This window comes from Streptomyces sp. C10-9-1, from assembly GCF_024497955.1.
GTDB lineage: Bacteria > Actinomycetota > Actinomycetes > Streptomycetales > Streptomycetaceae > Streptomyces > Streptomyces sanyensis.
In genome coordinates, this window is record NZ_JANHKP010000002.1 from 84055 (window position 1) to 97912 (window position 13858).

The 13858-nt window shown below is 74.6% G+C and carries 11 protein-coding genes; 9 read left to right on the plus strand and 2 right to left on the minus strand.

Going from position 1 to position 13858, the window contains the following annotated elements:
• Positions 1 to 215: 215 nt before the first annotated feature.
• Positions 216 to 1892, minus strand: a complete 1677-nt coding sequence (gene paaN / locus NPS70_RS02965; RefSeq protein WP_256522338.1) for a phenylacetic acid degradation protein PaaN — start codon at positions 1890 to 1892, stop codon at positions 216 to 218.
• A 121-nt stretch (positions 1893 to 2013) separates the two neighbouring features.
• Between paaN and NPS70_RS02970 the strand changes: the two genes are divergently transcribed.
• Both NPS70_RS02970 and NPS70_RS02975 read left to right on the plus strand, forming a co-directional pair.
• A complete protein-coding gene (locus NPS70_RS02970; RefSeq protein ID WP_256522339.1) occupies positions 2014 to 3534 on the plus strand; it encodes a 3-hydroxyacyl-CoA dehydrogenase in 1521 nt (506 codons plus the stop codon).
• Positions 3531 to 4124 (plus strand): TetR/AcrR family transcriptional regulator, encoded by a 594-nt coding sequence (locus tag NPS70_RS02975; RefSeq protein ID WP_256522341.1) that lies wholly within the window; start codon positions 3531 to 3533, stop codon positions 4122 to 4124. Before NPS70_RS02970 ends, NPS70_RS02975 begins: the two co-directional genes overlap by 4 nt.
• Before the next feature lie 155 nt (positions 4125 to 4279).
• On the opposite strand, the gene NPS70_RS02980 is transcribed toward NPS70_RS02975, so the two are convergent.
• Positions 4280 to 4822 carry an Lrp/AsnC family transcriptional regulator gene (locus NPS70_RS02980; RefSeq protein ID WP_256522679.1) on the minus strand — a complete coding sequence of 181 codons (543 nt, stop codon included), beginning with the start codon at positions 4820 to 4822 and terminating at the stop codon, positions 4280 to 4282.
• 239 nt (positions 4823 to 5061) lie between these two features.
• On the opposite strand from NPS70_RS02980, the gene pdhA reads away from it, so the two are divergent.
• The 7 genes from pdhA to NPS70_RS03015 all read left to right on the plus strand — a co-directional run bounded on the left by pdhA (position 5062) and on the right by NPS70_RS03015 (position 13793).
• Positions 5062 to 6213 (plus strand): pyruvate dehydrogenase (acetyl-transferring) E1 component subunit alpha, encoded by a 1152-nt coding sequence (pdhA, locus tag NPS70_RS02985; RefSeq protein ID WP_256522680.1) that lies wholly within the window; start codon positions 5062 to 5064, stop codon positions 6211 to 6213.
• Positions 6210 to 7214 carry an alpha-ketoacid dehydrogenase subunit beta gene (locus tag NPS70_RS02990; protein WP_256522343.1) on the plus strand — a complete coding sequence of 335 codons (1005 nt, stop codon included), beginning with the start codon at positions 6210 to 6212 and terminating at the stop codon, positions 7212 to 7214. Before pdhA ends, NPS70_RS02990 begins: the two co-directional genes overlap by 4 nt.
• Positions 7214 to 8713, plus strand: a complete 1500-nt coding sequence (locus NPS70_RS02995) for a dihydrolipoamide acetyltransferase family protein (protein WP_256522344.1) — start codon at positions 7214 to 7216, stop codon at positions 8711 to 8713. Before NPS70_RS02990 ends, NPS70_RS02995 begins: the two co-directional genes overlap by 1 nt.
• 299 nt (positions 8714 to 9012) lie before the next feature.
• Positions 9013 to 9966, plus strand: a complete 954-nt coding sequence (locus NPS70_RS03000; RefSeq protein ID WP_256522345.1) for an NTP transferase domain-containing protein — start codon at positions 9013 to 9015, stop codon at positions 9964 to 9966.
• Between the two features lie 107 nt (positions 9967 to 10073).
• Complete coding sequence (locus NPS70_RS03005; protein ID WP_256522347.1) at positions 10074 to 11720, plus strand: molybdopterin molybdotransferase MoeA; 1647 nt, start codon at positions 10074 to 10076, stop codon at positions 11718 to 11720.
• Positions 11717 to 12796 (plus strand): TrkA family potassium uptake protein, encoded by a 1080-nt coding sequence (locus tag NPS70_RS03010; protein WP_374211925.1) that lies wholly within the window; start codon positions 11717 to 11719, stop codon positions 12794 to 12796. The genes NPS70_RS03005 and NPS70_RS03010 overlap by 4 nt, the downstream gene beginning before the upstream one ends.
• A 10-nt stretch (positions 12797 to 12806) precedes the next feature.
• Positions 12807 to 13793: an NAD(P)H-quinone oxidoreductase gene (locus NPS70_RS03015; RefSeq protein WP_256522348.1), complete on the plus strand. Its 987-nt coding sequence runs from the start codon at positions 12807 to 12809 to the stop codon at positions 13791 to 13793.
• Positions 13794 to 13858: the final 65 nt, after the last annotated feature.

Consider the following 13858-nt stretch of genomic DNA (forward strand, 5'->3'; position numbering starts at 1 on the left):
GCGGGACCGTCCCGCCCGGCGCGGTCCGATGTCCGCGGCCCACCACGGTGCGGATGACCGCCGCGGTGGGGATGCGCACCGAGGCTGCCCGACGCCGATGCCCCTTCGTGGCAGCGGTCGCCCCGGCCCCGGGCCGGGGCGACCGCGCGATGAGCGCCGCCGCCCGCCCGGGCCGAGCCCCGCCGCCCGGACCTGCGCCCGGGCGGCGGACCGCCTCACGCGTGCCTGCGGACCTCCACCACCCGGAAGCGGTTCGCCACAAACGCCCCGTCGCAGAGTGCGGCGTTGGCGGCGGGGTTGCCGCCGGAGCCGTGGAAGTCGGAGAACGCCGCCGTCTGGTTGACGTACACCCCGCCGGTCAGGTTCAGGGAGAGCTGGGCCGACTCGTCGAGGCAGACCTCCTCCAGGGCGCGCTCGGTCTCAGCGGACGTGGTGTAGCCGCCGACGGTCATCGCCCCCTTCTCGCGAATCGTGTACCGCAGCAGATCCAGGGCGTCGGCCGTCGAGTCGACCGCCACGACGAAGGCCACCGGGCCGAAGCACTCGTCGAGGTAGGCGGGCTCGTTCTCCCGGGACTCCCAGAGCTTGCGTGCCCCGTCCAGCTTCACGACCAGCGGCGTACGGACCGTCGCGCCGGGGAGCTCCTGGTGGACGACCTCCCGCGAGGCCAGGGCCACTTCGCCGAGTTCCGCGGCAGCCTCCAGCCGCGCCTTCACCTCGGGGTTGACCAGGGCCCCCAGCAGGGCGGTGGCCCGGGCGTCGTCGGCCAGCAGGCCGCTCACCGCGGCTCCGAGGTCGGCCGCCACCTCGTCGAACGACTTGCGGCCCTGGTCCGTCTCGATGCCCTCCCGGGGCACCAGCACGTTCTGCGGGGCGGTGCACATCTGGCCGCTGTACAGGCTGAGGGAGAAGGCCAGGTTGGACAGCATGCCCCGGTAGTCGTCCGTCGAGTCGACGACGACGGTGTTGACGCCCGCCTTCTCCGTGTGGACCACGGCCTGGCGGGCGTTCGCCTCCAGCCAGTCACCGAACGCGGTCGAGCCCGTGTAGTCGATGATCCGGACCTCCGGCCGGGTGGCCAGCACCTTGGCGATGCCCTCGCCCGGGCGCTCCACGGCCAGTGCCACCAGGTTCGGGTCGAAGCCCGCCTCGGCCAGCACCTCGCGCGCGACCTTCACCGTCATGGCGAGCGGCAGGACCGCCCGCGGGTGCGGCTTGACGAGCACCGGGTTCCCGGTGGCCAGCGAGGCGAAGAGGCCGGGGTAGCCGTTCCACGTCGGGAAGGTGTTGCAGCCGATCATCAGGGCGATGCCGCGGCCCGCGGCGGTGAAGGTCTTCCGCATCTCCAGCGGACCCCGCTTGCCCTGGGGCTTGGACCAGTCGGCGGTGGCCGGGGTACGGGTCTGCTCCAGGTAGGCGTAGGCGACGGCCTCCATGCCGCGGTCCTGGGCGTGCGGCCCGCCCGCCTGGAACGCCATCATGAACGCCTGGCCGCTGGTGTGCATCACGGCGTGCGCGAACTCGTGGGTGCGTGCGCTGATGCGGGCGAGGATCTCCAGGCAGACCAGGGCGCGGGTCTCCGGGCCCGCGTCGCGCCAGGCCGCCATGCCGGCGCGCATCGCCGGCAGGAGCACCTCCGGGTCGGGATGCGGGTACTCGATCCCCAGGTCGATGCCGTACGGCGAGACCTCACCCCCCGTCCATCCGTCGGTGCCCGGCTGGTCCAGGTCGAAGCGGTTGCCGCGCAGCGCCTCGAAGGCGGCGAGGCCGTCCGAGGGGGCGTTCTCGCCGTACGCCTTGGGGTGCTCGGGGTGGGGGGACCAGTAGGCGCGCGTGCGGATCGCTTCGAGGGCCTGGTCGAGCGTGGGCCGGTGGGTCTCGGTCAACTGCATGAGGACCAACTCCTCGTCGAGCTGGGCAGGGGAGGAATGACAGAGTTAGAGTAACCGAACGATCGGTCGGTACAAGGGGGCCTGTCGAAGCTGTGGACAACTCATCGGGGAGGATCGCTCCATGACCGCCATCGACCCGAGCCGCACCGTCGCCGTCGTCGGAACCGGCACCATGGGCCAGGGCATCGCGCAGGTCGCGCTGACCGCCGGGCACCCCGTGCGGCTGTACGACGCCGTCCCGGGCCGGGCGGAGGAGGCCGCGCTGGCCGTCGCCGCCCGCCTCGACCGCCTGGTGGAGAAGGGCCGCATGGCGCCGGCGGACCGGGACGCGGCGTGTGCACGCCTGCTCCCCGCCTCCTCGGTCGCCGAGCTGGCGGACGCCGCCCTCGTGGTCGAGGCCGTGCTGGAGCGGCTGGACGTCAAGCAGGAGCTCTTCGCCGAGCTGGAGAAGGTCGTCGCGGACGACTGCCTGCTCGCCACCAACACCTCCTCCCTGTCGGTGACGGCCGTGGCGGGCCCTCTGCGGGCCCCGGGGCGGTTCCTCGGCCTGCACTTCTTCAACCCGGCACCGCTGCTCCCGCTCGTGGAGGTGGTCAGCGGGCACGCCACCGACGAGCAGGCCGCACGGACCGCCCGCAGCACCGTCGCGGCGTGGGGCAAGACGCCGGTCGGCTGCGCCGACCTGCCCGGCTTCATCGTGAACCGCCTGGCCCGGCCCTTCTACGCCGAGGCGTTCGCCGTGCACGAGGAGCACCGGATCGAGCCCGCGCTGATCGACCTGGTGCTGCGCGAGTGCGGCGGCTTCCGGATGGGCCCCTTCGAGCTCACCGACCTGATCGGCCAGGACGTCAACGAGGCCGTGACGCGGTCCGTCTGGCAGTCCTTCTTCCACAGCCCGAAGTTCCAGCCGTCACTGGCCCAGCAGCGACTCGTGGAGTCCGGGCGCCTCGGCCGCAAGACCGGTCACGGCTGGTACTCCTACGCCGAGGGCGCGGAGCGCCCGGTGACCGGGGACGCGGAGCCCCGGGACGCCCCCGCGTACGTGGTCGCCGAGGGAGACCTGGGACCCGCGGGTGTTCTGCTGGACCTGATCCGCGAGGCGGGTGTGGCCGTCCGCACCGAGGACGAGGACCAGGGGACGCGCCTGGTACTGCCCAGCGGCGGTCAACTGGTCCTGGCGGACGGGCAGGCGGCCTGCGAGTTCCGCGACGTCGTCTACTTCGACCTGGCCCTCGACTACCGCACCGCGGGACGGGTGGCGCTCTCCTGTGCTCCCGACGTCCGGCCGGACACCCTCGCCCAGGCGACCGGACTGTTCCAGGCGCTCGGCAAGAAGGTGACCGTCCTGGGGGACGTTCCGGGCATGATCGTCGCCCGCACCGTCGCGATGCTCGGCGACCTGGCGGCGGACGCGCTGGTCCGCGGGGTCGCCACCGCGCAGGACATCGACACGGCGATGCGCCTCGGGGTCAACTACCCGCGAGGCCCCCTCGAATGGAACGAGGTGCTGGGGCGGGACTGGGCCTGGGAGCTGCTCGCGAACCTGGACGAGACGGTGCCGACCGGCCGCTACGCCCGGACGCTGGGCCTCCACCAGTGGTCCCACGCGACGCCCGAGCCGACAGACGAGGACGCCCCATGACCACGGCCAAGCGCGACACGTACACCCCCGAGACCCTGCTGACGGTCGCGGTGCGGATCTTCAACGAGCGCGGCTACGACGGCACGTCGATGGAGCACCTGTCCCGTGCGGCGGGGATCTCCAAGTCGTCGATCTACCACCACGTCGCCGGCAAGGAGGAGCTGCTGCGCCGGGCGGTCAGCCGCGCCCTCGACGCCCTGTTCGCGATCCTGGACGAGCCGGATGCCGGTCGGGGGCGCGCCGTCGAGAGGGTCGAGTACGTCACCCGGCGCACCGTCGGGGTGCTCATGGCCGAGCTGCCCTATGTGACGCTGCTGCTGCGTGTGCGCGGCAACACCACGACCGAGCGGTGGGCGCTGGAGCGCCGCCGGGAGTTCGACCAGCGGGTGGCCGACCTGCTGAAGGCGGCCGCCGCCGAGGGGGACCTCCGGGCCGACGTGGACACCCGCCTCGCCACGCGCCTCCTCTTCGGCATGGTCAACTCGCTGGTCGAGTGGTACCGGCCGCAGCCGGGCGGCGGGTACGAGGGAGAGCAGGTGGCCGAGGCCGTCGTGCGGATGGCCTTCGACGGGCTCCGTAGCGGCGGGTGACCTGCCGGGGCCCCGGCAGCGGCGGCCGCCGCGCGGGGTGCCGTGCCGGCGGACGCGCGGGGCCGGGGGGGCGTCCGTCGCGGCCGCAGCCGTGGACCGTGCCTTCCGATGATCACACCGGGGTGCGCGGCCGGCGGTTCCGATGCCCGGCGCGCTCAGGGCGTCTGGTGGTCCGGGTCGGCGCCGAGACCGGAGGGGGCGCCGGGCCCGCCTCCGCAGACCGGGTTCAGATCGGTCTCCTCGAAGACCAGCAGCGTCCGGGTGGACAGCACCTCCGGGATGGCCTGGATACGAGTCAGGACCAGCTCCCGCAGGGTGCGGGTGTCCGGTGTGTGCACCAGGAGCAGGACGTCGAAGTCTCCGCTGACGAGGGCGATGTGCGCGGCTCCCGGCAGCGCCTGGAGCTGCTCGCGCACCGTGCGCCAGGTGTTCTGCACGATCTTGAGCGTGATGTAGGCGGAGGCGCCCTGACCCGCGCGCTCGTGGTCGACACGGGCGGTGAAGCCCCGGATCACACCGTCGTCGATGAGCCGGTTGATGCGGGCGTACGCGTTCGCCCGGGAGACGTGCACCCGCTCGGCGACGCCCCGGACGGACGCGCGGCCGTCCGACTGGAGTATGCGCAGGATGTCGCGGTCGACGGCATCGAGGGGCCTGGGCGGGGGCGCCTGCTCCGCGCGGTCCTGGCCGTCGGCCATTTGTTCAGTGGACATGTCCCCCCGCCTCCGCCTTGTGGACAACCTGTGTCCATCTGAAGCCCCGCCGGACCGTTTGTCCACAGGCTGGAGGTGCCTGTAGCCAAAATGCGCTCACGACCGAACAATCGGTAGGTGAGGCACGCCACACAGGGCGGTGCCTCCCGTTCGCATTCGTCGTCGCCCACGGCCTCGTTCGTCGGCGCTCCCACGAGGAGGTGCTCGCGTTGAGAAAGAGCAGCATGACGGTCCAGGAGCTGCCCGGTGCCGCTGCCGCCTACCGGCCCACCCCGCCGCCGGCCTGGCAGCCCCGCACCGACCCCGCCCCCCTGCTCCCGGATCCCGAGCCGCTACGCGTGCTCGGCACCGATGCGGCCGCCTCGGCCGATTCCGGCCTGCTGCTCCGGCTCTACGCCCAGCTGGTCCGGGGCCGCCGGTACAACACCCAGGCCACGGCGCTGACCAAGCAGGGGCGCCTCGCGGTCTACCCGTCCAGCACGGGCCAGGAGGCCTGTGAGATCGCCGCGGCCATGGTCCTGGAGGAGCGCGACTGGCTCTTCCCCAGCTACCGCGACACCCTCGCGGCCGTGGCGCGCGGGCTCGACCCGGTCGAGGCGCTCACCCTGCTGCGCGGCGACTGGCACACCGGCTACGACCCCCGCGAGCACCGCATCGCCCCGCTGTGCACGCCTCTCGCCACCCAGCTGCCCCACGCCGTCGGCCTGGCGCACGCGGCCCGGCTGCGCGGCGACGACGTCGTCGCCCTCGCCATGGTCGGCGACGGCGGCACCAGCGAGGGCGACTTCCACGAGGCGCTGAACTTCGCCGCGGTCTGGCAGGCGCCGGTCGTCTTCCTCGTCCAGAACAACGGGTTCGCGATCTCCGTGCCCCTGGCCAAGCAGACGGCCGCGCCCTCCCTGGCCCACAAGGCCGTGGGCTACGGGATGCCCGGCCGCTTGGTCGACGGCAACGACGCCGCGGCCGTGCACCAGGTCCTCGGCGAGGCCGTGGAGCGGGCCCGCCGGGGCGGCGGCCCCACGCTCGTCGAGGCGGTGACCTACCGCGTCGACGCCCACACCAACGCCGACGACGCCACCCGGTACCGGGTCGAGCAGGAGGTCGAGGTCTGGCGCGCCCACGACCCGATCATGCTGCTGGAGCGGGAGCTCACCGCACGCGGCCTGCTCGACGAGGAGAGCCGCCGTGCCGCCACCGAGGAGGCCGAGGCCATGGCGGCCGACCTGCGTGAACGCATGAACGCCGACCCGGTCCTCGACCCGATGGACCTGTTCGCCCACGTCTACACGGAGCAGACCGGCCAGCTGCGCGAGCAGGCGGCGCAGCTCCGCGCCGAGCTGGACGCCGCGGCCGAAGCCGAGGGAGAAGCACGATGACCACGGCCGCAGTGAAGCCCGCGACCATGGCCCAGGCGCTGCAACGCGCCATGCGCGACGCCATGGCCGAGGACCCGACGGTCCACGTCATGGGCGAGGATGTCGGCACCCTCGGAGGCGTCTTCCGGGTGACCGACGGGCTTGCCAAGGAGTTCGGCGACGATCGCTGCACCGACACCCCGCTGGCCGAGGCCGGCATCCTCGGCACCGCGATCGGTATGGCGATGTACGGTCTGCGCCCCGTCGTCGAGATGCAGTTCGACGCCTTCGCCTACCCGGCGTTCGAGCAGCTGGTCAGCCATGTCGCCAAGATGCGCAACCGCACGCGCGGGGCGATGCCCCTCCCGATCACGGTGCGCATCCCCTACGGGGGCGGCATCGGGGGCGTCGAGCACCACAGCGACGCCTCCGAGGCCTACTACATGGCCACGCCGGGTCTGCACATCCTGACCCCGGCCACGGTCGAGGACGCCTACGGGATGCTGCGTGCCGCGATCGCCTCCGACGACCCGGTGGTCTTCCTGGAGCCCAAGCGGCTGTACTGGTCCAAGTCGACCTGGTCGCCCGAGGCGCCCGCGGCGGTGGAACCCGTCGGCCGGGCCGCGGTGCGCCGCCCCGGCCGCAGCGCCACGCTCATCACCTACGGCCCCTCGCTGCCCGTCTGCCTGGAGGCCGCCGAGGCCGCCACGGCCGAGGGCTGGGACCTGGAGGTGGTGGACCTGCGCTCGCTGGTGCCCTTCGACGACGAAACGGTCTGCGCATCGGTGCGCCGGACCGGACGGGCCGTCGTGGTCCACGAGTCCAACGGCTTCGGCGGCCCCGGAGGCGAGATCGCCGCCCGGGTCACCGAGCGCTGCTTCCACCATCTGGAGGCCCCCGTGCTCCGGGTGGCGGGCCTCGACATCCCCTATCCGCCGCCCATGCTGGAGAAGCACCATCTGCCGGGCGTCGACCGGGTCCTGGACGCGGTCGCACGGCTTCAGTGGGAGGCGGAGAGCTGATGGCGAAGGTCCTGGAGTTCAAGCTTCCCGACCTGGGCGAGGGCCTGACCGAGGCCGAGATCGTCCGCTGGCTGGTGGACGTCGGCGACGTGGTCGCCATCGACCAGCCGGTGGTCGAGGTCGAGACCGCCAAGGCGATGGTGGAGGTGCCCTGCCCCTACGGGGGAGTGGTGACGGCCCGCTTCGGTGAGGAGGGCAGCGAGCTGCCGGTGGGCGCACCGCTGCTGACGGTCGCCGTCGGAGCGGACCGGCTGGAGGACGCGGGCGCCGCGGCGGCACCGGGCGGGCAGTCCGCCCCGTCCGGGGAGCGGGCGGCGTCCACCGGCGGCACCGCGTCCGCCGAGAGCTCGGGAAACGTCCTGGTGGGCTACGGCACCGGTGCCCCCGCGGCGCGGCGGCGGCGGCTGCGGCCGTCCGCACTCGGCGGCGTGCCCGCGCCCGCGGCGGCTGCTGCGCCCGCGCCCGCGGCACCGGCCGCGGCGAAGGCCCGGAACGGCTCGCCGGTCGGCGAACCGCCGGGTGCCGCCTCCGAGCCCGCGCACCACGGCGCACACGGCGCATCCCGTGAGACCGTGCGGGCCGCCGCCGAGGGGCCCGTCGCGGTGATCTCGCCGCTGGTGCGCAAGCTGGCCCGGGACAACGACCTCGACCTGCGGCGACTCACCGGATCGGGCCCGGACGGGCTGATCCTGCGCGCCGACGTGGAGCAGGCGCTCAGAGCCGCCCACGCCGCGCCGTCCCTGGCGCCGACCGCCCAGGCCGCCCCGGCAGCCGGGACGGCCGTCGGCACCGCGGCGCTCCCCACAGGGGCGGAGGAGCGGATTCCGTTGCGCGGGGTCCGCGGAGCGGTGGCCGACAAGCTGTCCCGCAGCCGGCGCGAGATCCCCGACGCGACCTGCTGGGTGGACGCGGACGCCACCGAGCTGCTGGCAGCCCGCACCGCGATGAACGCGACCGGCGGCGAGAAGATCTCGCTCCTGGCGCTGCTCGCCCGCATCTGCACGGCGGCGCTCGACCGCTATCCGGAGCTCAACTCCGCGGTGGACACGGAGGCCCGGGAGATCGTGAGGTTGCCGGGCGTCCACATCGGCTTCGCGGCGCAGACGCAGCGGGGACTGGTCGTCCCGGTGGTCAAGGACGCCCACACCAGGTCCGCGGAGTCGCTCACCGCCGAGTTCGCCCGGCTGACGGAAGCGGCACGCGAGGGCACCCTGACGCCGGCCGACCTCACCGGAGGCACCTTCACCCTGAACAACTACGGGGTGTTCGGCGTCGACGGCTCCACACCGATCATCAACCACCCCGAGGCCGCGATGCTGGGCGTCGGACGGATCGTGCCCAAGCCCTGGGTCCACGAAGGGGAGCTGGCCGTGCGGAAGGTGGTGCAGCTCTCGCTCACCTTCGACCACCGGGTCTGCGACGGAGGTACCGCGGGAGGCTTCCTGCGCTACGTGGCCGACTGCGTGGAGCGGCCGGCGGTCCTGCTCCGCACGGTGTAGGGCGCGGGCCGGGCGGCTGCGGCCCTGCGGGCTCGTCCGCCCGGCTCCCGGTCCGCCGGGCTCCTGCCCCCGGTCCGGCGGCCGGGCCCGCCGCCGGGGTCGGCGGCAGGCCGGTGCTCGGGGCCGGCCGGTACGGGCCCGTCCGCAGCAGGGGCCGGGCCGCCCCCGCCGCCCGGCACGAGGTCCGCGGCGCTCCGGGGGGTGCCGTGCCGCTCGCAGGTCCGCGGTGGCAGAGGGCCGCTCCCACGAGGTGGGGCCCTGGCTGCCGGGGCGCGGCGATCACGGCCCATACTGCTGGGGTGACCACCACACCAGGCACGCCCGAGCGCTCCGCGTACGACGCCGTCGTACTCGCCGGAGGAGCCGCCCGACGCCTGGGGGGAACCGACAAGCCGGCGGTCAGCGTGGGAGGCCGGACGCTGATCGACCGGGTGCTCTCCGCCTGCGCCGGGGCCGCACGGACCGTCGTCGTCGGGGGACGGCGCCCGACCGTCCGACCGGTCCTCTGGGCCAGGGAGGACCCGCCCGGCGGCGGCCCGCTCGCCGCGCTCGACGCGGGGGTCCGCCACTGCCGGGCGGAGACCGTGGTCGTGCTCTCGGCCGACCTGCCCTTCCTCGGGCCCGGGACGGTCGGATCACTGCTCGCCGCCCTCGGCGGAGCCGCGCCCGGCGGGGAGGCCGGCACCCCGACCGAGGGGGCGCTGCTCACCGACGCGGCCGAGCGCGACCAGCCGCTGGTCGCCGCCTACCGCCTCGAACCCCTGCGACGTGAGATCGCTCTCCTCGCCACCGAGTACGGCAGCCTCTCCGGCCTGCCGCTGCGTCTTCTGACCCGGGAACTGGACCTTGTCCGGGTCGCCGCCGATGCCCGGGCCTCGTTCGACTGCGACACCTGGGAGGACATCGCCGCGGCCCGGGCGCGCATCAGGGAGCATGGATACGTGCTGGACGAATGGATTGCCGCGGTCTCGGCCGAACTCGGCATCGACTTGGACGTCGACACCCACGGGCTGCTCGACCTCGCCCGCGACGCCGCCCACGGCGTCGCCCGCCCGGCCGCGCCGCTGACCACCTTCCTGGTCGGCTACGCGGCTGCCCGGGCGGGCGGCGGCCCGGACGCGGTGGCCGAGGCATCGCGCAAGGCCGCGGCCCTCGCCGCCCGCTGGGCCGCGGAGAGCGACGACCAGGGCACGCAGCCCGGGAACGGCGACGGCCCGGGGGACGCCCGCAGCGGTGGGGCCACGGCAGGATGACAGAGCACCCGCGCAGCAGACCGCCCGGCCGCGAACGAGAACCCGGCCCGCCCCCCGAACACCGCGCCGCCGGCGCCGGACCGGTGCCCCCGGACCCTGGTGAACGGGTGCACCCCGTCCCCGGCGACCCCTGGGACCTCACCCCGGGGCAGTCCTGGGGACCCCTGGGCGGCGTCGGGGCCCCGGGCCCCGGGCACCGACCGGCCGCGGAGCATCCCGAGGGCGCGGCCCCCGGACGCAGGGCCGACGACCACCCCCCGCTTCCGGAACTCGACGGGGTGGCCGACGCCCTGGCCCTGCTCGCACCCCGCGGAACCGCGGGTGATCCCCGCCCCGGTGGCGAGAGCGCCCCCGGGCCCTCCGCCCTCGGCTCTCGCGCCCCGGGTGATGCCCCCCACCACGAGGCGTCCTCCCACGAAGCGCCCCGGCACCGGCCCGACGACCGGCCGCCCGCGCCCGACCGGCCTTCCGCCGCCGGGCCTTCCGCCGCCCCGCCCGCCGGGGCGGCCTCTCCCCGGCGCCCGGCACGGGGCCACGGTCCCGGAGCCCCGGCCTGGACCGAGGCCCGCGCGATCGCGGCCCGCGAGGGCCGCCGGTTCCCGGGCGGGACCCGCACCGCCCCGCTGGCCGAAGCCCTCGGCCACGTCCTCGCCGAGCCCCTGACGGCCCTGTGCGACCTGCCCTTCTTCGACACCTCCGCCATGGACGGCTGGGCCGTCTCCGGTCCCGGCCCCTGGCACATCCGGGACGCCGCGGTGCTCGCCGGCCACGCGGACGCCGAAGCCCTCGCGGACGGCACCGCGGTACGGATCGCCACGGGTGCCCGCGTCCCTCGCGAGACGACCGCCGTCATCCGCAGCGAGCACGCCCGCGCCGACGAGGCCAAGGGCCTGCTCCACGCCGAGCGCTCGGTGGTTCCCGGCCAGGACATCCGGCCACGCGCCCAGGAGTGCCGCAGTGGCGAGCGCCTGCTCGGCTCCGGTACCGCGGTGACGCCCGCCGTCCTCGGGCTCGCCGCGGCGGCCGGCTACGACGAGCTCCGGACGGTCCGGCCCGTCCGCGCGGAGATCCTCGTCCTCGGCGACGAGCTGCTGCCTTCCGGGCTGCCCCGGGAGGGCCTCATCCGCGACGCCCTCGGGCCGATGGTGGGCCCCTGGCTCCGGGCACTGGGCGCGGAGTCGGTGACCACCCGCAGGATCCTCGACGACGAGGAGGCCCTCCACCGGGCTGTGGCGGACTCGGAGGCCGAGCTGCTGGTCACCACCGGCGGCACGGCGGCGGGACCGGTCGACCACGTCCGCCCGGTACTGCGGCGGCTCGGCGCCCGGCTGCTCGTGGAGGGCGTCGCCGTCCGCCCCGGGCACCCGATGCTGCTGGCCCGGCTCGCCCCGGGGCGCTGCCTCGTCGGCCTCCCCGGCAACCCGCTGGCCGCGGTCTCCGCGCTGCTCACCCTGGCCGAGCCCCTGCTCCGGGGTCTGACCGGCCGCCCCACCGCCGAGCCGTCACGGATCCCGGTGCACACGTCCGTGCAGGGGCACCCGCACGACACCCGGCTGGTGCCCGTCCGGCACACGGCCGGACGGCTCGTGCCGCTGCGCTACCACGGTCCCGCCATGCTCCGCGGCATCGCCGGGGCCGACGCACTCGCCGTGGTCCCGCCGGGAGGGGCCCGGCCGGGCGACGCACTGGAGGTCCTGGGGCTGCCCTGGACCAGCTGGGCCCATCCGGGCACCGAGGAGGGGTGTTCCACGTGAAACTGCCGAACAGGGACGCGATGGCCCGGCACGTCGACGAGCAGCTCGTCGCCGCCCGGGTGAAGCTTCCGCGCCGGGTCGTCGAGCGGCCCCTGCGGCAGGTCAGCAAGCGGCTCCTGATGGCGCTGCTCGTGCTGGCCGTGACGGTGCTGCTGGTATGGACCGACCGCAGCGGCTACCACGACAACGCCGACGGCTCGGTCGACTTCCTCGACTGCCTCTACTACGCGACGGTCACCCTCTCCACCACGGGCTACGGCGACATCGTCCCCTACAGCGACGCCGCCCGGCTCACCAACGTGCTGCTGGTGACGCCGCTGCGCGTGCTGTTCCTGATCATCCTGGTCGGTACCACTCTCGAGGTGCTCACCGAGCGCACCCGGGAGGAGTGGCGGCTGAACCGCTGGAGGTCCACCTTGCGTGACCACACCGTCATCGTCGGCTTCGGCACCAAGGGCCGGTCGGCGATGAAGACCCTCTGCGCCACCGGTCTGCGGAAGGACCAGATCGTCATCGTCGACCCGAGCGGCAAGGTCATCGAGACCGCCAACGCCGAGGGCTTCGTCGGGGTCGTCGGGGACGCCACCCGCAGTGACGTGCTGCTGAGGGCCGAACTCCAGAAGGCCCGCCAAGTGATCATCGCACCGCAGCGGGACGACACCGCGGTGCTGGTCACGCTGACGGCACGCCAGCTCAACCGGGGCGCGAAGATCGTCGCCGCGGTCCGCGAGGAGGAGAACGCGCCGCTGCTCCGGCAGTCCGGTGCCGACGCGGTGATCACCAGTTCGGGCGCCGCGGGCAGGCTGCTCGGCCTCTCCGTGCTCAGCCCCAGCGCGGGCACCGTCATGGAGGACCTGATCCAGCAGGGCAGCGGCCTCGACCTCGTCGAACGGCCGGTCATAAAGGCCGAGGTGGGGCGCAGCGTCCGGGAGACCGAGGATCTTGTCGTGAGCGTGGTGCGCGGCCACCGGCTGCTGCCCTACGACGACCCGGCCGCCAGCCCCCTTCAGCTGACGGACCGTCTCATCACCATCGTGAGGGCGGAGAACGCGGCCGCCGCCAACGGCCGGGAGTAGCCTCGCGGCCATGCATGCGATCACGATTCCCGAACCCGGCGGCCCCGAGGCCCTCGTCTGGGCCGAGGTGCCCGACCCCGTCCCCGGCGAAGGGGAGGTCCTCGTGGAGGTCGCCGCCAGCGCCGTGAACCGGGCCGACGTACTCCAGCGCCAGGGCTTCTACGACCCCCCGCCGGGCGCCTCGCCCTATCCGGGGCTCGAGTGCGCGGGCCGCGTCACCGCACTGGGCCCGGGTGTGTCCGGGTGGGCCGTCGGCGACGAGGTGTGCGCCCTGCTCGCCGGGGGCGGCTACGCGGAGAAGGTCGCCGTGCCCGCGGGGCAGCTGCTGCCCGTGCCGCGGGGCCTGGACACGGTCACCGCGGCCGCGCTCCCCGAGGTGACCGCGACGGTGTGGTCGAACGTGTTCATGGTGGCGCACCTGCGTCCCGGGGAGACCGTCCTCGTGCACGGCGGTGCCAGTGGTATCGGGACGATGGCGATCCAGCTGGCCAAGGCCGTGGGCGCCCGGGTGGCGGTCACGGCGGGAAGTCCCGGGAAGCTGAGGCGCTGCGCCGAACTCGGCGCGGACGTCCTGATCGACTACCGCGAGCAGGACTTCGTCGAGGAGCTCCGCAAGGCCACCGACGGGGCCGGTGCCGACGTCATCCTGGACATCGTCGGGGCCAAGTACCTCGACAGGAACGTGAAGGCGCTCGCCGTCAACGGCCGCCTCGCCGTGATCGGGCTCCAGGGCGGGGTCAAGGGCGAACTCAATCTGGGTGCGCTGCTGGCCAAGCGGGCGGCGGTGACCGCCACGTCCCTGCGCGGACGGCCTCCGGCCGAGAAGGCCGCGATCGTCGCGGCGGTGCGCGAGCATGTCTGGCCGCTGATCGAAGCGGGCCGGGTCCGCGCCGTCGTGGACCGCACGGTGCCCCTGGAGGACGCCTCCGAGGCCCATCGGGTGCTGGAGTCGGGGAGCCATGTCGGCAAGATCCTGCTGAGGTCCCCCGGAGCCTGAGCCCGCACGGGGCGTCGGGCCGCTGCGCGCCGGAGTCCCGGACGGCGGGGGCGGGCCCCTCGGGG

What these genes read in the sequence shown, in the direction of transcription:
- paaN (WP_256522338.1), bottom strand. Translation starts at nt 1,892, where the DNA reads ATGCAGTTGACCGAGACCCACCGGCCCACGCTCGACCAGGCCCTCGAA.
- NPS70_RS02970 (WP_256522339.1), top strand. Translation starts at nt 2,014, where the DNA reads ATGACCGCCATCGACCCGAGCCGCACCGTCGCCGTCGTCGGAACCGGC.
- NPS70_RS02975 (WP_256522341.1), top strand. Translation starts at nt 3,531, where the DNA reads ATGACCACGGCCAAGCGCGACACGTACACCCCCGAGACCCTGCTGACG.
- NPS70_RS02980 (WP_256522679.1), bottom strand. Translation starts at nt 4,822, where the DNA reads ATGGCCGACGGCCAGGACCGCGCGGAGCAGGCGCCCCCGCCCAGGCCC.
- pdhA (WP_256522680.1), top strand. Translation starts at nt 5,062, where the DNA reads ATGACGGTCCAGGAGCTGCCCGGTGCCGCTGCCGCCTACCGGCCCACC.
- NPS70_RS02990 (WP_256522343.1), top strand. Translation starts at nt 6,210, where the DNA reads ATGACCACGGCCGCAGTGAAGCCCGCGACCATGGCCCAGGCGCTGCAA.
- NPS70_RS02995 (WP_256522344.1), top strand. Translation starts at nt 7,214, where the DNA reads ATGGCGAAGGTCCTGGAGTTCAAGCTTCCCGACCTGGGCGAGGGCCTG.
- NPS70_RS03015 (WP_256522348.1), top strand. Translation starts at nt 12,807, where the DNA reads ATGCATGCGATCACGATTCCCGAACCCGGCGGCCCCGAGGCCCTCGTC.